Here is a 21,205-nt window from a genome sequence, read left to right on the forward strand (position 1 = left end):
CAGCGATCAGCCAGGGCGGAAGCCGAAGCTGACCAGGTGTCGCGCCGCGCCGCCCGGCGGCAGCAGGCGCATCGACGGCTTCTCGGTGATGTCGCCGGCGAAGCCGACGGGATCGCCATGGCCGGTCCAGGATTCGAGGCAGACGAACGCCGCGCCGGGCGGCGACCACAGCGCCAGATGCGGCATGTCCTGCATCCGCAGGCTGATCGTGCCGCGCGGACCATTGTCGAAGCGCAGGCTGCGGCTGGCGAGGTCAAGGAAGCAGACGGCCTCATTCGCCAGCAGGGCGCGGGTGACGGGCAGCGTGCCTCCGGCCAGCGGCACCGGCCGGCGCTGTTCGGAAATCAGGCCGCCAGGGGCGATGACGGGGACTTCCGGCGTCTCCTCGGCAGGGAAGCGGAGCCGTGCCGACGCGGGATCGAAGTCGGTCAGGAAGCCGGGATGCAGGCCCAGCGCATAAGGCAGCGCTTCGTCGCCCGGATTGCGGATGGTGAAGCGCGCCGAAAATCCACTCGGCCGCAGCCGGTAGCGAAGCTCCAGCGCAAAGGCGAAGGGGAACTGCCTCCGGCTTGCCGCGTCGTCCTGCAGCCGCAGCGTGACGCGGTCCTCGGCTTGTGCCACGAAGCTGAAGGAAGACTGCGCGGCGAAGCCATGCACGCCCATCGGGTAGGCGCGGCCGCGATGGCGGATCTGCGCGTCGCGGCACCAGCCGACGACGGGGAAGAGCACCGGGGAGATCTTCGGCCAGTAGGCGGCATCGCCGTGCCACAGCAGATCCTGGTCGCCGACGCGCCAGCGGCGGGGCTCGGCGCCCAGCGTCGCGATGTCGAGCTGCGCGCCGTCGCGGCGCAGGGTGATGGTGCTGTCCGGCATGGCGCGGCCTCCCACGGCGGTTGAAGCCGGGAAGGCCGCGCCTGGCAAGGGTTGTCAGGCCAGCCGGGCCGGACGGACGTAGATCAGCACGGCGATGACGCCCAACACCGCGATGGCGCCTGCCAGGATGAAGGCGCTGGTGAAGGAGCCGGTGCTCTGCACCATGTATCCGGTGACCGCCGGGCCGATGATGCCTGCGGTGTTCGCCAGCCCGTGGATGAAGCCGCCGACGCCGCCGACATGGCTGGCCGGCACCGTATCCTGCACGATCGCCCAGTAGATGCTGCCCGTCAGGTACAGCGCGCAGACGGTGACGGCGACAAGGGCGACGGCGCTGGTCGCCGTGGTCATGAAGCCAGCCAGGATGATGGCGATGGCGGCGACGCCCAGGCAGGTCGACAGCACGATCTTGCGCGAGAACAGCGCGTCGCCCGTGCGGCGATAGATGGCGTCCGACAGGAAGCCGCCGCCGATCAGGCCAACACACCCCAGCAGCCAGGGGATGACGGTGACGAAGCTCATGTCGTGCAGCGACAGCCCGCGCGCCATGGTCAGGTAGCTCGGGAACCAGGTCAGGAAGAAGAACAGGATGTAGTTGTAGCCGAAGAAGGCGAAGGCCGTCGCCAGCACCACGGGGTTGCGCAGGTACCGGCCCAGGCCGCCGGCCTGGCCGCCGTCCTGCGCCAGCGGAGCAGGGCGGTCTGCCGCGATCTCGCGGCGCTCCTCGGCAGTGACGCGCGGGTCGGTCGCGGGATCGTTGCTGGCGAGCGCCATCCAGAAGGCCAGCCACACCAGCCCGATGGCCGCGACAACGAAGAAGGAAAACCGCCAGCCGAACTGCACGACGCAGAAGCCGACCAGCGGCCCGGCGATGGCGCCGCCCAGCGGCGTGCCGCCATTGGCGATGCCGACCGCGCCACCCGCCTCGCGGCGAGGGAACCAGTTGCTGACCGCCTTGTTGGCGGTGGCCGAGAACGGCCCCTCGCCGATGCCGAAGCCGATGCGCACCAGCATCATCGAGACGAAGCCGGTGGCAAGCCCCGTGGCCGCGCAGAAAACCGACCAGACGCCCATCGAGGCCGAGAAGATGCGGTGTGGCCCGGCACGGTCCGCCAGATAGCCACCGATGAAGTTGAAGATGGCGTAGCCGAAGAAGAAGCTGCTGAAGATCAGGCCCATCTCGCTGGGCGAAAGGCCAAGATCAGATGAGACCGCCGGCGCCGCAATGGAGAGCGCGCTGCGGTCCATGTAATTGATGATGCCTGCCAGGAACAGCAGGAAGACCACCAGGTGTCGACGCTTTTTCCACACGCCCGTTGCTCCCAATCCATTGTCTGGAACGGCGGGCGGGACCGGTTCGGGCGGCCGACGGGCGCCGGACAATTCCCTTCCCGGCCCCGGCGATGCCCGGGGTTCCTCTGTTGTGCCGGAAGATGCATGCTAGAATGGTAGAATGTCAACGGGCCCAAGCCGGCGCTTCCCAAGCCCGGCCGGACCGGTCCAGACTGGTAGTGAAGCGAGGAAAGCCATGCACGCCTGCGTCCTGCACGCCGCCCGGGATCTGCGCATCGAGACGCGCGATCTGCCGCCATCGGCGCCCCATGAGGTCCGCCTGCGCGTCCGCGCCGGCGGCATCTGCGGCTCCGACCTGCATTATTTCTTCCATGGCCGTGTCGGCGATTTCGTCATCCGCGAGCCGCTGGTTCCCGGTCATGAATTCGCCGGCGAGGTCGCCGAGGTCGGCGCCGCCGTGCAACGCCTGGCGCCCGGCATGCGCGTCTGCGTCAACCCGTCGCGCAATTGCGGCGCCTGCCCGCGCTGCCGCGAGGGACGGCCGAACCTCTGCGAGCGTGTCTTCTTCATGGGCAGCGCCAGCAAGTTCCCGCATATGCATGGCGGCTTCGCCGAGTTCACCACCGTCGCCGAAGGCCAGTGCTTCCCGGTCTCGGCGGATTTGCCCTTCGCCGAGATGGCCATGGCCGAGCCGTTGTCGGTGGCGCTGCACGCCGCGCATCGCGCCGGCAATCTGATGGGGCAGAAGGTGCTGGTGACCGGCGCCGGGCCGATCGGCCAGCTGGTCATGCTGGCGGCGCGCCGCGGCGGTGCCGCGCATCTGGCGATCACCGACATGATCGACCCGCCGCTGGCCGCCGCCCGTGCCATGGGCGCCGATGCCAGCTTCAACGTCGCCGAAGGCACCGGGGCGCTGCAGGAGGCCGCGGCGGCCATCGGCGGCTATGACGTGGTCTTCGAGGCGTCCGGCGCCAATGCCGCGCTGAATGCCGGACTGCTGGCGGTACGGGCCGGGGGCATCGTCGTGCAGGTCGGCTCGCTGCCCGGCGGCGAGACGCCGGTCATGGCCAACCGCATCATGGCGCGCGAGATCGACCTGCGCGGCGCCTTTCGCTTCGGCGAGGTCTTTGCCGATGCCGTGACCTGTCTGGAGAGACGGCTGATCGACATCCGCCCGCTGCTGACGGCGAAGTTCCCGATGGCCCAGGCGAGCGCCGCCTTCGACGCCGCCCGCGACCGCGCGACCAACCTCAAGGTCGTTATCGAGTTCTGATTTCTGTCGGGCTGCCGCCTTCGCGTGGCAGCGCTGCTTCCGGCACTCAACCTGCGGCGCGATCGTTCGCGTTGCGCCGCATGTCTGTCAGGTCGCGTCGAAATGCGACGGGAAGCGCGTGGCCAGCTGCGGCAATGAAGAAAGCACCTCGGACAGATGCTCGGCCATGGCGGCCTCGGCGGCGTCGGGGTCGCGCGCGGCGAGGCCTGCCAGGATGGCGCGATGCTGGCGCAGCAGCACCGGCCCCGGCGTCGCATGCGTCGGCACGCTCAGGAAGCGCACGCGGTCCATCTGCAGCTTCACCTCGGCCAGCGCGTCCCAGGCGGTCTCCTGTCCCATGCAGCGCGCGAAGCCCTGGTGCAGCGCGTCGTCCAGCGCCAGGAAGCCGGCATGGTCGCCGCGCTCCAGCGCTTCCTCCTGCTCGTCGACGTTGCGGCGCATGGCGCGGAGATCGGCGTCGGCCACGGCGCTGGCGGCCTGGCGGATGATGGCGCGCTCGACCGCCTGGCGGACGAAGCGGCCACCCTCGACGGCGCGCACCGAGATGCGGGTGACCAGCGTGCCGCGCTGCGGCAGGATGCGCAGCAGGCCGCTTTCCGACAGGCGGATCAAAGCGTCGCGCACCGGCTGGCGGCTGACGCCCATGATCTGGGCGAGCTCCGCCTCGGGCAGGGTCTGGCCGGGCTGCAACTGGTTGCGGATGATGGCGTCGCGCAGGAAACGCGCGATGTTCAGCCCGACAGGGCCGGAATGGTCCATCCGGCTGAAGGATTCCAGGACCTGCAGCGGCGCCATTGTTTGTCCAGTTCTCTGTGGTCACGGTTCTCGCGGCCCGGCGGGGCCTGCCGGCATACTACTATACGATTGCTGCTACCGTGCGAAGTCGGGATGACCATTCTGTTAGCCAAGGCTACCGGCATTTGTCCGCCCAGGCATACCAGTGCTCCAGCCTCAAGCTAATTTATTGACTTTGAAGGGTTTTACATCGAGAGCTGGCAATTCACCGATCCCCCATCTCGAAGCTCCAGAGCTATTCTTTCAGCGACAATGTTAATTCAGGCGGCTCCTATCAGCCAGACCGTCTGTTCTTCTTCAGTGCTGGCCCAACGCTACTTGAACGCACCACCTGTATGCAACCTGCAGCCGGCAGCTGCTTGGCCCAATTGGCCTTTGCTTCAGTAATCGGCACCCTGTCTCGGCAGCAGCCCCGACCCACGGAGCGTGATCGGGTTGGCGGTAAGCCGATGGGAGGCGCACTCCGCTAGCCATCGGAGGTAGTCGTCGGCATCCCGGTGCGGCAGTGGGGCCAGCCCCACGTCACCGATGGTGACAAGCCGAGCCCCGTGCGGCGGGGCGGATGTGGTGACCGGTGCGGCGCCGACTAGCATGGTGGCCGCCTCGACCAGCGCGGCCGGGTCCAGCGGCCCAACGGTCACCGTCGCGGCCCGCAGCAGGTTCAATGGCAGTCATGGAGCGGGCGCTGGGCTGAAGCCGTCGGCCGGGCGCCAACTGCGATCATGGTACGGACGGCGCCGTTGCCGTCCGCAGGGCAGTACCAGCGACCCGAGCCGTCGCGGCGGAACTCGGCGCAGCTCGGCTCGACCTTGCTGATCCGGCCGGTTCGTGGCGTCGTTGCCTTCAGCGGGACCTCGTCCGAGGCGTGGATCAGAATGCGCCGTGTGTCGGCGACAGGGATAACCCACTCGGCACCCGGGACCTCGACCAGGAGGACCGCGTCCGGCTCCCGCACCCTGCCATGGAGGTTCGGGGCGGCCTCGAGCAGGCGCCGCAGCATGGCAGGGGCCGCGGCCTCGGCGGGGTCGTCCAGGCGCACACGCGATGGCTGGTGTACGAGCAAGGCCGTCGGCTTCCGTGCCTGCGGTGGAATGGGGCCGAGCTGGGACGCTCGTGGCCGATCTCTTCCCTGACGGCCTCGGCCAACCCCTCGATGCCAAGGACCAGCGGGCCGCCAGCCAGGGCGGCGGCGCCTGCCATGCCGCCGGGCGGCAGCGTGGGCGAGGGGCAGGATGCGGAAGTGCTGGCGATGGGATCCGGCAGGGTGCCACCGCAGGCCCAGGGTGCAGGCCTTGTCGGCGGGCGGCGGCGCGAATGGCATGAGCCCGCGCGGGGCGCCGAGGCGATAGAGGGGGTCAACCTGCGCGCCCAGCCCACGGTCGGCGCGTAGGCCCACAGATTGGCGGTGCGACATGAAAACTGCCCCAATGATCCGGCTTGACTGGCTGCCTACACCCCGGAGCCAGCAGGGTCCAAGCGTCCGTCGGCCGCCTGAAATTTTGCCTCATCGTGACGTCACGGAATGATCTGAGCTGCTGCAGCCAGGTCGCCTGCTCCATCTCGCTGCGCGAGGCGGTTCTTTCCCGCCGCTCCCATGGCCGCTGCTGCCATGCTCACGCTACCGCTGCGTACCCCTCCCGGCGCGGGTCGGCCGCTCCCACGAGGACGCCACTGTCAGGATCCCTCGAAATGGCCTGCATACCTCCCGTCAGAATTGTCCAGGGCGGCGTGTCCTCGATGACATGGCCGCGGCTGCTGAGCTCGGCGAGGACGGCAGCATCGATGCGGCTTTCGGGATTGACCAGACGCCCGTCCCAGAGACGGGTGCGCGGCGCCTCAATGGCCTGCTGCAGCCCCAGGCCGAAATCGAGGTACTGGACGAGGGCTTGCGGCTGCGTCTGGAGGATGCCGTAGCTGCCGGGGGTCCCCAGGGCCAGGATGGGCTGACCGTCACGGGTGCTGATCGTCGGCGCAGTCGGGAAAGCCAGTGGCTCGCCCGCGCGAAGTGGATTGCCGCCGCGGAGGTCCGCCTCGGCCCAGTAGAGGAAGTCGTTCAGGCAGATGCCGGTCCCGGGCACGACGACGCCGGAGCCGAAAAGGTCGCCCAGGCTCTGCGTCACGCAGACCATGTTGCCGAACCGGTCGGCGACGGAGAAGGAGGTGGTGTTCTCGCGGTTCGGATCGGGCAGCCGCGGCAGCCATTGCTCGGTCGGGCCCTCCAGGGCTTTCCCGGATCTTATCGCGGCGATCAGCCTGTCGCGGTTGTCGTCCCCGAGCAGCCGCGCCAGCTGTCGTGCATCCGGCTTGTTGTTGTAGATGCGCTCCCCGGCGGCTAGGCGGATCGCGCGCCACATCAGGTCCAGATGCTCGACGCTCTGCGGCTCCATCGCCGCAATGTCGAAAGCTTCCAACATCTTCATGGTCAAGATGAACTGGAAGGACTCGCTCGGCGGCGGCAGCGTGTGGATGGTGATGCCGCGGTAACCGGTTGTGAGCGGCTCGCTCCAATGCGGCTGCACCTTGTCCAAGTCGGCCATGCTGATGAAGCCACGCATCCCGCGGAGATGCTCGACCAGCTTCTCGCCCAGCGGGCCGCGGTAGAAGTGGTCAGGGCCGCGCGCCGCAATGGCCTCCAGCGTCTCGCCCAGCGCCTGCTGCCGGAGGATCTGATGCAAGGCGACCTGCCCGGTGCCGCCGGTGTAGTTCGCGTTCCATGCCTCGAACAACGGAAGGTCGCGGAGCACATCGACCGCCTTGTTCAGGTGCCGGGTGTTCAGCTCGCTCAGCGGGAAGCCCTCATGGGCGAGGGCAATGGCGGGGGCGAAGGTCTCGGCCAGCGATCGGGTGCCGTGCGCCCTCAGCAGTTCGCACCAGCCCGCCAGGTTGCCCGGCACGCCAGGAGAATGCGCCCCGCGGCGCATGTCTTCGCGGACCTTGTACAGGCCCTCCGGGAACGCCATCGGTACGTGGGTGATAAAGTTCAGAGTGCGGACGCGCCCCTCTGCGGCGACGTAGCAGGCGGCAACGCCCTGACCGGCCAGCCCCGACATGCCGGGCTCCACCACGTTCAGCGCCGCCGCGGTGGCCACGGCCGCGTCGAAGGCGTTGCCGCCCTTCGACAGGATCCCGGCCCCCGCCTGGGCCGCCAGGGGATGCGCCGCGGCCACCATGCCGGTCAGCGAGGAAACGATGGGTCGCGAGCCATCCATGGCCGGTCCTCCGGGAGCGAGCGTTTCGTCGGGCAGCGGTGGCGCGTCAGCTGCGCCGGATGCTCCAGGGCAGCGGCATGCTGGTGGAGAGGCGGCCGGTCAGGTCGCTGCGCAGCGCCGTGGTCGGATAGTATTGCCCCAGCATGATGGTGGGCGGCGCGGCCCAGGCCTCGAACTGGATGGCGTCGACCAGCTGCTGGCGCTCGTCATCCGAGGCTGCGTCGACCCAGCGCTCGACCAGGCCTTCGATCGTGGCGTTCTCGTGCCAGCCGAAATAGCCGCCGGCGCCCAGGCCGCGGACATAGTCGTTCAGCCCGGGGTTCATCATGGTCGTGGCTCCGGCCCAGCTGTGGAAGATGCTCCAACCGCCGGACTCGACCGGCGCCTTGGAGGCGCGGCGCTGCACCAGCGTGCCCCAATCCATCGATTGCAGATCGACCTTCATGCCGAGCCTGGTCAGCAGGTCGGCGGTGACGAAGCCGAGCGGCGCGATCGAGGGGAAATCGGTGGGGTTCATGATGACGACCTTTTCCCCGGCATAGCCGGCGGCGCGGATCGCCTCCCGCACCTTGCCCAGATCACGCGGGCCACTGAGCAGATCGCTGCCGAGCTCCCGCGAGAAGGGCATGCCGCAGGGGAACATCGAGGCGCATCGCTGCCAGCGGATAGCATCGCCGGTGACGGCCTGCATGTAGTCGGCCTGGTCGATGGCGCCGAGGATGGCGCGGCGCAGGCGGCCATTGTCGAAGGGTGCCGCCTGGCAGTTGAAGCGCAGGAAGGACAGCAGGCCATGATTGTCGATCGGCTCGAGCCGGACGTCGCGGCTGCGCGCGAAAGTGGCGTTCAGGTCCGGCATGGTCTGCTCGAGCCAATCGACCTCGCCGCGGACCAGGGCCGCCGACGCCGTCGAGGCATCCGGCACCGTGTGCCACTCGACGCGATCGAAATGCGCCCGCTTGCCGCCTGCCAGGAAGCTCGACGCCTCGTCACGCGGCCGATAGCCATCGAAGCGGGCATAGGCGGCGCGGTTGCCGATCGACCATTCGTCCTTGAAGAAGCGATAGGGACCGGATCCCACCATCTCGGTGACCTGGGTGGTGGGCTCGGTCAGCGCCAGGCGCTCCGGCATGATGAAGGGCGGGAAGTTCGCGCGCTTGGCCAGGGCATCGAGCAGCAGCGGAAAAGGTTTTTTCAGTGCCAGGCGGATGGTCAGGTCGTCGACGGCTTCCCATTTCTCGGTCACCCGGCTCAGCATCTGGCCGTAGGCGTCGCGCTTGCCCCAGCGCAGCAGGCTGGCGATGCAATCGCGCGCCCGCACCGGCTCGCCGTCATGGAAGGTCAGGCCCGGCCGCAGCCGGATGGTCCAGACGCGCCGGTCGTCCGAAAGCGCGTGCCCGGCGGCCATCTGCGGGCGCGGCTGCAGCGTGTCGTCGAGGGCGTAGAGCGTGTCGAAGATGGCGTAGCCGTGGTTCAGGGTGACCGCGGCCGTCGTCCAGATCGGATCGAGGTTGGCCAGGTCGGCCTGCGGCACGACGCGCAGCGTCCGGGCGCGGGCGGATTGCGCCAGGGCAGGGCGCGCCAATCCAGCGGCGCAGCCCAGGGCGAGCAATCCGCGGCGATACATGGCCATCTGGTCGCGTCTCCAATCCTGTTCGGTTGCGGGAAGCCGGGAGGGCACCCGAGTGTCACGACGGGGTGGCCTTCTCTGGGGCGGTGCACAGCGCCCGCCGCACCGCGTCGACGGCCTGTGCGACGGCCTGGTCATCGATGCGGGCGTGCGTGACGAAGCGGAGCGTCGTCTCGTCCAGGGCCAGCGCCAGCACTTGCTCGCGGCGCAGCCGGTCGACGATCTCGGAGGCGGCGCTGCCCGCGGGCAGGGTGAGCAGGACGATGTTGGTGTCCGGCGCCCGACCCGCGAGGGGGCCGAATGCCTCGGCGAGCTCCCCGTGCAGACGCCCGGCACGCTCGTGGTCGGCGCGGAGCCGTTCGGTCCGGCCGTTCAGCGCCTCGATCGCCGCCGCCGCCAGGAACCCCACCGGGCGCCAGGCGCCGCCCAGCGTGCCGCGCACCGCGACGGCCTCGCGGATGAAGTCGCGGGGACCGAGCAGCAGAGAGCCTGCCGGTGCACCGAGGGCCTTGTTCAGGCTCAGCGACAGGCTGTCGGCGCCTTCGGCCAGAGGAGCTAGCGGAAGGCCAGTCGCTGTCTCAGCGTTCCAGAGACGCGAACCGTCCAGATGGACCCGCAGGCCGGACGCGCGGCTCAGCTTGCCGATGGCGGCACCCCAGCCTGCCGGAGCCAGCGTGCCGCCCGCCCTCATGTGCGTGTTCTCCAGCCAGACCAGGCGGGTTGGCTGGGTACCTGGCCCGTGGGACTGTGCCAGCGCCGCCTGCACCGCCGCCGGGCCCAGATGCCCGCACCGCCCCGCCAGCCGCCGGACGGCGACACCCGCCAGCCCCGCCGTGCTGGCGGCCTCGCTGCTCGCCACATGGCTGTCCGAGGCGGCCAGGATGGCGTCACCCGGGCGGCACCAGAGCCGCAGCGCGATCTGGTTCGCCAGGGTGCAGGTGGGCACGAAGAGAGCATCCTCGAAGCCCGCCAGCTCGGCGACTTCGCGCTCCAGGCGCAACTGGAAGGGATCGTCGCGAAAGCCCATCTCCGGCATGCCCCGGGCCGCCTGGAGCATCGCCTGCAGCGCGGCGGGCGGAATGCCGGACATCAGGTCCGAGCGGAAGTCGGCGATCCTCGGCATCGCCGGGCCTCAGCGCATCGGGGGCGCATAGACCAGGCCCCCGTCGCGCCACAGCCGGTTGATGCCACGCTCCAGGCCAAGCGGCGTCAGGTTGCGGTCGTAGCTCTCGCCGTAATTGCCGACCTGGCGGATGATGTCGAAGGCCCAGGCTGCGCGGAGGCCCAGCATCGGGCCGAAATCGCCCACCACGCCGAGCAGGCGCTGCACGGTCGGATTGTCGCTGGCGCGCATCGCCTCGGCATTGGCGGAGGTGACGCCGTACTCTTCGGCCTCGATCATCGCCCAGATCGTCCAGCGGACGATGTCGCCCCAGCGGTCGTCGCCCTGGCGGACCACGGGAGAGTAGGGCTCCTTCGACACGATGTCGGGCAGAATGACGTGTTCCTCAGGCCGGGGGATCGTGGCGCTGAGGCGCGCGCCGAGGAGCCCTCGATCGGTGGTCAGGACATCGCAGCGGCCGTTGACATAGGCCTGGGCGGCGTCGTCGCCGCGCTCGATGACCACCGGCGTGAAGCTCATGCGGTGCTGGCGGAAGTAGTCGGCCAGCGTGAGCTCGGTCGCGCTCCCGGGCGAAACGCAGATCGAGGCGCCGTCCAGGTCGCGGGCCGAGCCTGCGCCGGAGGCGCGGCGGACCAGGAAGCCCTGGCCATCATAGTAGTTGATGGCGGTGAAGTTGACCCCGAGCCCTGCATCGCGGGCGAAGGTCCAGGTGACCTCCATGGTCAGCACGTCGATCTCGCCGCTTTGCAGCGCCGGGAAGCGGGTTTGGCCGGTGACCGGCCGGTAGCTGACCTTGCTGGCGTCGCCGAAGATCGCCGCGGCCAGCGCCCGGCACACATCGACGTCCAACCCCCGATAGGTGCCGGTAGAATCCGGCGCGGCGAAGCCCGGCACGCCGCTGTTGACGCCGCAATTCAGCACGCCGCGTGCCCTCACCACCGCCAGGGTATCGCCGGAGGGCGGAGCCTGCGCCTGCAAGGGCGGTGGGATGGCCAGAGCCAGAAGCAGGGCGGCGGCCAGGGGCAGGTGGGTGCGGCGGTGCATAGGTTCCTCCTGGGAGGATGAGGAACCCTATACGATTTAGAGTCAACATATACGATTGGAGTCGCCGCCCCCTTGCCATCGGCGCTCGGGGATCGGACATAGTGACGGCTGTGACACCGCCTGCCACCCACAAGGCCCGCCGCCCGGCCTCCCGCGCCGACACCACCCAGCCGTCCCAAACGGATGACCGGCAGGATCGCCTGCGTGCCATCGCGGCCCGGATCAGCCGGGAGGCCAAGCCGGTCCCGGCCTTCGTCGCCGCCGTGCTGCGCGAGGCTATCATTGTCGGTCTGCTGCCGGGCGGTGAGGCGGTGCGCATCGAGCCACTCGCCCGCGCGCTGGAGGTCAGCACCATCCCGGTCCGCGAGGCGCTGCGGGAGCTGGAGGGCGTCCGGCTGGTCGGCTTCGAGCGCAACCGCGGCTTCGTCGTTGCGCCCGAAAGCGCGTTGGAGCTTCAGGACGCCTGGGAGGCGCGGCTGGCGCTGGAGCCCCTGGCGCTGCGCCTGTCCATCCCGGACCTGACCAGCCGCGACACCCGGTTGGCGCGCGCGATGCTGGCGGAGGTGGAGCAGGGCTTCGCCGTCGAGGAGCTCTTTGCCTGGAACCTGCGCTTCCACATGGCGCTCTACGCCCCATGCGGTCGGCGGCACATCCTGGCCTTCATCGAGCAGGCGCATGCGATCTCGCATCGCTACGGCAACGCGACGCTGGTGGCGCGCGGCGTCGCTGCGGTGCCGGACTACATCACCGCAGAGCATGTGGCCCTCGTCGAGGCTTGCGAACGGCGGGATACGGAGGCGGCGCTGGCCATCTTGGAGGGGCATTTGTCGACGGCGGCCGAGCGGGTCCAGCTGAACTATGCGAAGCTGCTGGGAGAGCGGCGGTCCCGGGATGCGAAGGTGTCGTCGTCCCTCAAGTGACCCACCGAGGCAGGCGGCTTCTCACCCACTGTGGTCAGCTCTGTGGACCCAAGATCTATGAAGCCCGAGGTCCATCTGGTCCGTGACGCCGTGACCGAACGAGCCGAATCGCCGAGCGCTCCGGCGATGCGACCATCGGCCCCCCGTGCGCGGAGGGGAGCCGGAGGCTAAACTCCGGCCAGGAGCCCGCGGACGGGACGACTGTCCGCAGCCGCACCCGCGTGCGGCCGCGCGACACCGCACCATCGGCTGTGAAGCGGCGGCACAGCAGATCGACGTCCAGCACACCGCGCTCACGAGCCTCCTTCCCCAGCGGAGGCACCATGGCGATGTCATCCTGCTGGGGTGCATCTACTGAGAGGAGTATTACCTCTCCTGCGAACGAATATTTTCTTGCTTACGCAGCGCGTCGTTCCCGGCGGCTAACGCCTGAGACCGTGCTCCGGAGACCTCGCCGCTTGCGATAGACGCGCCGCCTTTCTCACTCACGACCCACTGCCATTTGTTTGAGCCACGCGGGAGAATTTTTACTTCGAGTTTCGGCTTGCTAGGTTTCGGCAATTCCTGCCCCTCCGGCTTCGTCGCTCGTATGTCGTCGTGCCCCTTCATTAGATCGGGTGGTCGGAAAATTGCAAAAGCTACTTCGAGCCTTGGCTACTGATACACTTGGCGAGCCGCAGCCGCTCTCCCGACACTTCCTGATGTGGATGCGCGCTGCATGCTGCTGGCTGCGTGGAACTCAGCTCAGCCTGACCACCATGAACTCTCGGAAGGCGTCGGTGAACCTTCTATGCGGCCAGACCTTTCGGTTCCAAGGGCGGGGAGCAGGCGATGAGCCGGGCAGGCTGCATCCTGAACCTGGCGGCCGGCGGCCGGCGGCAGGGCTCTTGTGCTCCTAGGGACAGGTTGGGCATAGCGGCGCATTTGGGTAGTCTGGCGCTGTTCGAACCGTATCTGCTGAATTCTTGAGTGGCTGTTCCCGAGGGATTACAGGCTCATCCTTCGTCCTCTCCGAATAGCCTTCGTCTGGCCGCATCGTCGCTCGGTGCCAGCGGACCTAGCCCGACGTAATCCACACGGCGGCTGGGGTCCGCGACGATGCGGGGCAGGGCGCGCGCACGAAGGGCGACAGCTTCGGGCCGGGGGTCGAGGAACAGTGTCCTGATCCACCCGGTGATGCGGCGGACCGCGCCATAACGGCCGTCATGCTCGGCAGCATACTCCCGGGCTGCAACCTCCCAGTCTTCGTTTGCAAGGAGCCGGTCCCGCAGCGACCGAGCATCGCCGAGTGCCAGCGAGAGACCAGCGCCGAAGGAGGGATCGCTCGATGCAGCCGCGTCCCCGATCAATGCCATGCCATCGCGGTAAGGATTGGGGACCCAGTTGTCAGCGCCCGGGAAAGAGGCAATGGGACCGATGAGCTCGGCGGAGGCAAACCATTCCGACGGGGCTCCGGCGGCAATGCTGCCCGCCGCGAAGTCCGCCAGACTGCGCGGCCCGGCAAGGCGACGCCGCCCATGGCTGCCTGCGACATCAAACCATGCGAAATAGCTGCGACAGCGTCCGCGGCTCAGCGGCGCGCTGAAGGAGAGGCGCCCGCCGGCAGGATCCATGATGGAGGTGATTCGGTCGGTGGGTGCCCCGTACCCATGCATGAGTGCTCCGGCCACAATCATCCGGTCCGGTTCCCGGTGCACTTGGAAGCCACCCCAACCCCGACAGGCCGAGTTGCGGCCGTCTGCCCCCACAACCAAGCGCGTGTCGAATTCCTCATTGGCACCCCCCGGCGTCCGCACGCGGATGAGCGGGCGTTGCCCCGGCGTAACGCCTTGCACCACCACGCCTCGGCGCACCTCGGCCCCGGCTGCTTCTGCGGCCTGCAGCACGACCTCCTGCATCTCCGGGTGGTGGAAGTTGAGGGCGGGCAAGCGGTGCGGCGTGGTGTCGACCAGATCGCGCGGAGACCCCGAGGGAAGGCCGCCGACGCGCGACGACCAGAGCCGCACCTCATGGCCACCTTGGGCCCGAAGCAACTCGTGCAGCCCAAGGAGGCGCGCTTCCGCGACGCCCCAGCAGTGCAGCTGCTCGCCCCGCACCCGGTCGCGGAACGCCGTCTCCCGCTCAAGCACAAGGACCTTTGCGCCAGCCCTGGCAAGGGCATAGGCCAGTGATGCACCGGCTATGCCGCCGCCCACGACAGCCAGGTCATGCCGCACCGATCCCCTCCATCGCCAAGCTGGGACCTGAGCGAAGGGCCGCGTCAGCATCCCTGCCAGATGAACTCAAGGGAAGGTACGTTATCGAAACGGAAGGTGTGGAGCTATAGCGCTCTTCGACCTGGTCCTGCAGGGGGTATGAGGCCGAATCCAGATGGCAGGAGAAGGGCAATGCTCGAACTCACTGTTCAGCTCAAGTCAGCAAATTAGAGAGCGGCCTGAAGCGGGTGGTCACCTTGTCCTCGGCATCATGGCCAAGCAATTGCTGAAGCCCTCGCTCCATGGTGGCGGTCCGAGGCGGAAGGGCGATTGAGAGGTCATCCTCGTCGGCCGGCACGTTCCGGAACGTTGCTCTAGCGGGATCGTTAGAAGCCGTATGACCAACGGCACCTGGCTTCCTGAACCCTATATCGTTGCCTTCACCTGCTTCGGTATCCTCATCGCCCTCGTTGCCTGGCTGCCGCTGGTTCTGAGGCGATTGCCGCTGTCCTTGCCGATCATCTGCATCGGGCTCGGGGCAGCGCTGTTTTCCTTGCCGCAGGTCGCGCTGAATCCGTTGCCGCTCGCTCACCCCGAGATCGCCGAGCGGTTCACCGAGTTCGTGGTGATCATCGCGTTGATGGGCGCAGGGCTGAAGCTCGACCGCGTCTTCAGCTGGCGCCGGTGGGCTGTGACATGGCGCCTGCTTGGCATCACGATGCCACTCGGTATCGGCCTTATCGTGCTTCTGCTGGGATGGGGGCATGGCTATCCCTGGACCGCAGCCCTGTTGATGGCGGCCAGCCTCGCGCCGACCGATCCGGTCCTCGCCTCCGACGTTCAGGTTGGTCCCCCAAAGACAGGGCAAGAGGATGAGGTGCGTTTCGGCCTGACCTCCGAAGCCGGGCTCAACGATGGCCTCGCCTTTCCGTTCGTGCATCTCGCCATCGCGCTCGGCGCCGCGGCCAGCACTGGCGAGCCCTGGTTCATCGATTGGGTCACCTACAGGGTGCTCTGGGAAATCGTCGGTGGGGTGGTAGCCGGTTGGCTGATCGGCCGCGCCTTCGGCTGGCTCACCTTCCATGTTCCGGCCAAGACCAAGTTGGCCAGGACGGGCGACGGGCTCATTGCGCTCTCCGCTACCCTCGTCTCCTACGGCTTGACCGAGATCATCCACTGCTACGGCTTCCTGGCCGTCTTCGTGACGGCGCTGACGTTCCGCAGCACGCACAGGGACCACGACTTCCAGGTCCAAATGCATGAGATGACCGAGCAGATCGAGCGCATCGCCATGATGGTGCTGCTGCTGCTGTTCGGCGGCGCGCTGGTACGGGGCCTGCTCGCGCCGGTCACCTGGGCCGATGCCATTGTGGCCGTCATGGTCCTGCTGGTCATCCGACCGCTGACCGGCCTCGTCGGCCTGCTCGGCTTCAAGGCCGCTCGTACCGAGAAGCTGACCCTCGCCTTCTTTGGCATCCGTGGCGTCGGATCGCTGTACTACCTGGCCTACGGGCTCAACCACATGGAACTGGCCGAGGTGGAGCGACTGTGGGGGCTGGTTGGACTGATCGTGCTGCTGTCGGTTCTCCTGCACGGGCTGACGGTCACGCCGATCATGCGGTTCCTGGATCGCGCGCAGGGCCGGAACCCGGATGCCGAGGAGGCGGCGCCACCTCCCGGGTTGAAGGGGCCCGGAGGAGCGCCCGAGCCGATAGAACAAAGGTGAGGCAAACGCTGGCACCCACATAGTTGGGCTCAAACCGCGCCTCCGATGCACGACGCATTGGCTTCCACTTGTCCGCCGGGCAACAGCGTCGGGTCACCGTCTCGCCGTGAGCCTCAGCGAAAGTGAGGGAGGCCGGTAGCTCCGTCGCCCGCCGTCGCAGGCTGATCAACCCACGGGGCCAGGTCACCATCTGCCAAGGCGCGGCCAAAGGACATGTCCTAGATCCGGTCGAGCGTGCAGTCCGCAAGGACCGCTTGGCTCGGGCCCTGCAGCACAAGGCGCCCGCGCTCCATCATCAGCAGACGGTCGCAGCAACGAGACGCCAAGCTCAGTTCGTGCAGCAGCACCAGCGCGGCGCCGCCGGGCGTTCGGGCGCGCAACCGCTGCATCATCCACCACTGCTGCGCGATATCCAGCGCAGCGCCGGGGTCTGCGGCCAGCAGCAGTGGCGGCTCGGCGGCCAGGCTGCCGCCGGGTCTTGAACGCTTCCTGGCGGAGCAGGCAATCGTGGGCACGCCCCCCGAATGTCTGCGGTCCATCCTGGCCCTGGAGGCGTCGACTGGCATCGGCTCGCTCAGCTGCGTCTTCAACGGCAATGGCGTGCTGGGGAATGAAGCGACGCTTACGGCGACGGCCCTGTTTGAACGAGAGGTGTTGCCGGGCCTTTGATTTCCGCGCCGCAGGGCGGCGGCTTTTCGATACAGAAACACGGAGCCATACGAAGTCGCAGGCTCGACCAGGCAACCAAGGGCATTGTTCTGTGATGGAACGCTCCAGCTTTCGAGGCGTTTAGAGGGACTCACGGCACCGGAGGACAAGATGACCGACCATCCGCCTGAGGGCCCCAAAGCCAACTACACTCGAGAGCAGTCGACTGGAGGCTACATCCCCAAGCCTCCGTCAGCCAAAGAGGTCGACAAGATTTCCGAAGCTCAAGCTCTAATCACTGACGAGTGGACGGGCGAGCCGCGTTCAGGAGATAAGCGCAACGCGAAGCCGTAGGAGCCAGCTGCAGCAATGCTGTAGGGAACAGGGCGAAGACACTCTCGCAGACGACTAGCCTGGCCACCTACTCTTTGAAGATGGCGGCTATCGCTCCGCCCGTTACATTCTTGATCATTTGCGATGAGCCAATGCCCTCAGGCTGACTCGACGGTGTCCTGGATTCAGGGAAGACCGTCGGAAAGGCAGCGGTCGTGGCGTGCATGTAAGTGGCAGGCGTGACCACCACAGCGGAGGGCTCGGCCCGGTTCGTTTGGCTTGCATGGGCATTCTGGTAAGAGCTCCGCCGCCCGGCCGAAAAGCATGCTTCAGGCCGCACGGGCGGATCGGGTCATGCCTAGCCGGTAGGGAACGGATGTTTGCCCACCGGCGTCAGTGCTAGGGCGACCGATGAGGCGCGCTCGCCGGAGCTAGAACGAGGTCGGAAGTTGCGCAGGCCACCGTCATTGCCGCATGCCTTGTGAGGCAATGTCTCTGCCTTCGGCGGAGCTTGGTCAGATTGGGCTAGACCTTGCCCCCGATCAGGCAGCGCAAAGCTGGCGATTTGCGGAGATGATCCCGCTGACGGCCCGCTGGCCTTCGGGTGTACTGCGTTACCCTGCGCAACGAGCCCGGCAACCGGGTGTTGGGACGATCATGATCGCAGACCAAGACACCCCAACGATGGAAACCGAGATCAAGTTCCTCCTCCCGGATGACATGCAGGAAGCGGTAGACGCGCATCCACTGCTGCAAGGTGCCGAAAGCCAGTCATCCCGCCAGGAAGTCACAACCTATTACGACACCTCGGCCCATGCATTTCGGCGGGCTGGTGCGTCGCTCAGGGTGCGCGAAGCCGGCGGCCGCTTCGTGCAGACGCTGAAGCTACCGCGCGAGGAGAACGCCTTCTCCCGTCTCGAATGGGAATGGACGCTGCCGGGGGAAGAGCTGGATCTGTCGCTGTTACGGGACACCCCATTGCGAGACCTGGCTTTGGAACAAGTGGAACCGATCTTCACCTGCGGCGTCACCCGCACCGTGCGCGCCCTGCGGCCGTCCTCCGGCGGCCTCATCGAGGTGACCACCGACTTCGGGTTGATCCGCGCCAACGACCGCATGCTGGCATTGAGTGAAGTTGAGCTTGAACTCAAGGGTGCAGCACCTGTCGCGCTGTATGAGGTCGCACAGGCGCTGCAATCGACCCTTCCTTTGCTGCTCGGTGCCGAAAGCAAGGCTGCACGTGGATGGCGCCTCGTGACCGGCGCGCCGCCCGAAGCGGTCAAGGCGGATGCCCCCACTGTGTCCGTAGGCATCACGGGCACCGAGGCCTTCAGCCAACTCGTATCCAGCCTCATCGTGTCCTTGGTGGACAATCAGCCTGCCGCAGCTGCAGGGGATGCCAAAGGCGTGCACCGCATGCGCATAGCAGTGCGTCGCCTGCGCACTGTCCTGAGCTTGTTCCGGCCCCACCTTGCCGAGGGGGATGAGGCTCGCTTCACCGAGGCACTTCGCCGTTTGGGCCGCATTCTGGGCGAGGCCCGGGACTGGGATGTGTTCTGCTCGGAAACCCTGGTGGGTGCCGCAGGCAGCGTCCCGGCCCCGTTCCTGATGGCCCTGCGGGAGGCTGGGGAGGCTGAACGGCAGAATGCGCATTCCAGGCTTTCTGATGAATTCGCGCAGCCTCATCTGACACGCCTCGTCATCGACCTGTCGGCCTGGGCCCTCGATGCAGGGTCGGAGGGAGATGGTGTTGCACTGTCTCGTCCGATCGAAGGCATCGCACCGGATATGATCAAGCGACTGGAGCGTAAGGTCAGGAAGCGGGGCAAGCACATCCGGCGCCGCGGCGACGAAGAATTGCATGCGCTACGGAAAGCCTTGAAGCGCTTCCGCTATGCTCTGGAGTTCATGACGCCGTTGATGAAGGCGGGGCAGGTCAAGGACCAGCTGCAGCACTGCAGGGGGTTGCAGGAAGATCTGGGCATCTTCAACGATGCCGTCGTGGCCGGGACACTTGCTCAACGTCTGGCCGACGCAAAGCCGGAACTCGACCCTGCTGCAGCAGCCCTAACTGCTTGGGCGGAGGAGCGACGAAGCGCAGCGCTTAAACACCTTCACACGGCATGGCGCGAGTTTAAGGAAGCTCCGAAGCCTTAGGCGGCGAAGTAGCGTCGAGCCAAACGTGTCAGTGCTTGATCGGGCTCAAGGAAGCCGAACTGGCCAGTTCTCGATTGGCATCTGACGCCTGGCTGTCGATCGTCGCCCTGGCAGGCGCCGACGGCATCACCTCATCGCGGCTGCGGGCGAGAGCCGGCCAAGCTACGCTGGTGCATGCCGTGGCACGAGCAGTACGGCAGCTAACCCGTGACGAACATCCACAGCGGCTACGCCAGCAAGAGGGCGCCTTCATTCTGCGAAATTTCGGAAGGGGCCTGCAAGCAGCCGCACCTTTGGTCTTTTTGGAGCTTCGAGCCGGGCGCACGGCGGCGCACGATGCCTTTCACCGCGGTCGCCTTTGGTCGCCAGCTCAGCACACCTTGTCGGGACTTCGGCCAGGAGAGCGGCTCCGTTGCGTCGTCGACCGGCATCCCGCCGGACGGTTGGGTGCACTCGGGGGGCAGATCGAGCGCGCCGGCGACGAGGTCCTCATCCTGGCGGATCACTCTCTGAAGGATCTTCAGGGCCTCCTTGCTGACGGCGCGGAGGAGCGTAACGAAGAGCTCAACAGCGTCAACACGCTGCGCTTGTTGGGCCGCTGGACGCGGATGATACTGTGGCCGATCAGTCCTCGATCCCGAGGCGTAAGCACCATTCTATGAGCTGGGCCGCATGCTGCCGGAGCCGCTCTACCACCGCGTGGCCGACGTCATGGAGGCGCTGGTGAAGTTCACCCTGCTGACGCGGACGTCTCCACGTCCCTGAACGATCGATACAGTGAGCGGATGCCGCGGACGGAGAAGCAGGCCGACGCCATTTTGGCGGTGGCCTGTAGAGCAGTGGCGTAGAGCGTTCAGAAGCGCCGCAGACTGCTGATCTGTGTGGCAGCAACTGGAGGACGCGTATCGGCCGGATTGGCCGGAAGCTGCCGGTCAATCCCGAAGAAAGCCTTCTAAAAAAGCAGACATGAGCCGGTCACCCACGGCGTCCGACTCATGATGCGATCCTTGACAGCAGAGAGGCGGGGAAAAAGGGTAGCAAGAAGGACAGTGCAGAAGAAAACCTTTGCCGCCGTGAAATCCCCGGCCTACCTGAATGCAATGCGGGCCTTCGAGGCCAGCGCGAGGCACGGCAGCTTCTCCGGGGCTGGCGAGGAGCTGAACGTGACGGCGGCAGCCGTCGGGCAGCTGGTTCGAGGCCTTGAGGAGTGGCTCGGCGTCGCCTTGTTTCATCGCGGCACCTCGGGGCGGTCCCGCCTCGTTCCAACCGAGGCAGCGGAGCGGGCCCTGCCAGACATCCGGGCCGGGCTGGACCGCCTGAGCCTCGGCTTGGAGCGGCTGAAGGAGGCATCGGCCAATGGTGTCCTGACCGTGACCGTCAGTCCGGCTTTCGCGGCCAAATGGCTGCTGCCGCGGATCGAGCGCTTCCAGACTCGCTGGCCGGACACGGACGTCCGGCTGGACACCAGCCTGAAGCTGGCAGACTACCTGGCGCAGGGCATCGACGTCGGCGTGCGCTACGGCACCGGGAACTGGCCGGGTCTTGCTGCTGACAAGCTGATGGATGAGGAGGTCTATCCGGTCTGCTCCCCTCTCCTGCGCGACAGGTTGGACCTGCGTGCGCCGGCTGACCTGGCGCGGCAAACCTTGATCCACGACCTGTCCGTTGACGCCAGCATCGGCTTCCCGAGCTGGGACACCTGGTTTCGGACAGCCGGCGTCGAGGTTGCTGCCGTTGAGCGCGGCATGCGGATCAACAACTCCGCCGCCGTGCTGCAGGCCGCTGCTGAGGGGCGTGGAATCGCGCTGGCCCGCAGCATCATGGCCCAGGATGACGTGGCGGCAGGGCGTCTGGTGCGCCTGTTTCCGGAGACCAGGCTACCCTCAGCGCTCGCCTATTACGTGGTGTACCGACCGGAATGTGCGTCGTTGCCCCGCTCCCAGGCTTTTCGAAAGTGGCTCTTCGAGGAGGCAGAGCAGCGGGCGTAAG

At 67.4% G+C, this 21,205-nt stretch carries 16 protein-coding genes; 6 read left to right on the top strand and 10 right to left on the bottom strand.

All coding sequences use genetic code 11. The annotated features are described in order from the left end of the window. Window positions 1-6: 6 nt before the first annotated feature. Together BKE38_RS00125 and BKE38_RS00130 are read right to left on the bottom strand one after the other, a co-directional pair. Entirely contained in the window at window positions 7-873 is an 867-nt protein-coding gene (locus tag BKE38_RS00125; protein WP_076955349.1) for an aldose 1-epimerase family protein, read from the bottom strand. A gap of 54 nt (window positions 874-927) precedes the next feature. Next, the gene (locus tag BKE38_RS00130) at window positions 928-2,184 is read right to left on the bottom strand and encodes an MFS transporter (RefSeq protein WP_076955350.1); all 1,257 of its coding nucleotides are present in this window, start codon (window positions 2,182-2,184) and stop codon (window positions 928-930) included. A gap of 217 nt (window positions 2,185-2,401) precedes the next feature. On the opposite strand from BKE38_RS00130, the gene BKE38_RS00135 reads away from it, so the two are divergent. Continuing rightward, window positions 2,402-3,439: an L-idonate 5-dehydrogenase gene (locus BKE38_RS00135; RefSeq protein WP_076955351.1), complete on the top strand. Its 1,038-nt coding sequence runs from the start codon at window positions 2,402-2,404 to the stop codon at window positions 3,437-3,439. Between the two features lie 87 nt (window positions 3,440-3,526). On the opposite strand, the gene BKE38_RS00140 is transcribed toward BKE38_RS00135, so the two are convergent. The 6 genes from BKE38_RS00140 to BKE38_RS00175 form a co-directional block, all read right to left on the bottom strand. Next, complete coding sequence (locus BKE38_RS00140) at window positions 3,527-4,234, bottom strand: GntR family transcriptional regulator (protein WP_076955352.1); 708 nt, start codon at window positions 4,232-4,234, stop codon at window positions 3,527-3,529. A gap of 661 nt (window positions 4,235-4,895) precedes the next feature. Then, window positions 4,896-5,234 carry a hypothetical protein gene (locus BKE38_RS00150; protein ID WP_076955354.1) on the bottom strand — a complete coding sequence of 113 codons (339 nt, stop codon included), beginning with the start codon at window positions 5,232-5,234 and terminating at the stop codon, window positions 4,896-4,898. Between the two features lie 613 nt (window positions 5,235-5,847). Then, complete coding sequence (locus BKE38_RS00160; RefSeq protein WP_076955356.1) at window positions 5,848-7,443, bottom strand: gamma-glutamyltransferase family protein; 1,596 nt, start codon at window positions 7,441-7,443, stop codon at window positions 5,848-5,850. Window positions 7,444-7,489: 46 nt separating this feature from the next. Further along, on the bottom strand, window positions 7,490-9,073 hold the full coding sequence (locus BKE38_RS00165) for an ABC transporter substrate-binding protein (protein ID WP_242662117.1): 1,584 nt from the start codon (window positions 9,071-9,073) through the stop codon (window positions 7,490-7,492). Between the two features lie 55 nt (window positions 9,074-9,128). Beyond that, window positions 9,129-10,193: a threonine aldolase family protein gene (locus BKE38_RS00170; RefSeq protein ID WP_076955357.1), complete on the bottom strand. Its 1,065-nt coding sequence runs from the start codon at window positions 10,191-10,193 to the stop codon at window positions 9,129-9,131. A 9-nt stretch (window positions 10,194-10,202) separates the two neighbouring features. Continuing rightward, window positions 10,203-11,237 (bottom strand): amino acid ABC transporter substrate-binding protein, encoded by a 1,035-nt coding sequence (locus BKE38_RS00175; RefSeq protein ID WP_076955358.1) that lies wholly within the window; start codon window positions 11,235-11,237, stop codon window positions 10,203-10,205. A 101-nt stretch (window positions 11,238-11,338) separates the two neighbouring features. Here BKE38_RS00175 and BKE38_RS00180 point away from each other — a divergent pair, with 101 nt between their 5' ends. Further along, window positions 11,339-12,157 (top strand): GntR family transcriptional regulator, encoded by an 819-nt coding sequence (locus BKE38_RS00180; RefSeq protein WP_165694081.1) that lies wholly within the window; start codon window positions 11,339-11,341, stop codon window positions 12,155-12,157. A gap of 995 nt (window positions 12,158-13,152) precedes the next feature. Here BKE38_RS00180 and BKE38_RS00185 read toward each other — a convergent pair. Then, entirely contained in the window at window positions 13,153-14,373 is a 1,221-nt protein-coding gene (locus BKE38_RS00185) for an FAD-dependent oxidoreductase (protein ID WP_207553442.1), read from the bottom strand. Window positions 14,374-14,749: 376 nt separating this feature from the next. Between BKE38_RS00185 and BKE38_RS00190 the strand changes: the two genes are divergently transcribed. Continuing rightward, a complete protein-coding gene (locus BKE38_RS00190) occupies window positions 14,750-16,078 on the top strand; it encodes a cation:proton antiporter (RefSeq protein WP_076955361.1) in 1,329 nt (442 codons plus the stop codon). Between the two features lie 218 nt (window positions 16,079-16,296). Here the strand turns inward: BKE38_RS00190 and BKE38_RS00195 are convergent, their stop codons facing one another. Continuing rightward, window positions 16,297-16,668 (bottom strand): ATP-binding cassette domain-containing protein, encoded by a 372-nt coding sequence (locus tag BKE38_RS00195; protein WP_131829442.1) that lies wholly within the window; start codon window positions 16,666-16,668, stop codon window positions 16,297-16,299. A gap of 1,075 nt (window positions 16,669-17,743) precedes the next feature. Between BKE38_RS00195 and BKE38_RS00200 the strand changes: the two genes are divergently transcribed. The 3 genes from BKE38_RS00200 (at window position 17,744) to gcvA (ending at window position 21,204) form a co-directional block, all read left to right on the top strand. Next, entirely contained in the window at window positions 17,744-19,216 is a 1,473-nt protein-coding gene (locus BKE38_RS00200; RefSeq protein WP_076955363.1) for a CYTH and CHAD domain-containing protein, read from the top strand. A gap of 35 nt (window positions 19,217-19,251) precedes the next feature. After that, window positions 19,252-19,878, top strand: coding sequence for a hypothetical protein (locus tag BKE38_RS31195; RefSeq protein WP_131829443.1), 627 nt, complete (start codon window positions 19,252-19,254; stop codon window positions 19,876-19,878). 387 nt (window positions 19,879-20,265) lie between these two features. Continuing rightward, on the top strand, window positions 20,266-21,204 hold the full coding sequence (gcvA, locus tag BKE38_RS00210) for a transcriptional regulator GcvA (RefSeq protein ID WP_242662118.1): 939 nt from the start codon (window positions 20,266-20,268) through the stop codon (window positions 21,202-21,204). The last annotated feature ends 1 nt before the right edge of the window (window position 21,205 follow it).

It is taken from the genome of Teichococcus deserti (assembly GCF_001982615.1).
GTDB classification, from domain to species: Bacteria; Pseudomonadota; Alphaproteobacteria; order Acetobacterales; family Acetobacteraceae; genus Pseudoroseomonas; species Pseudoroseomonas deserti.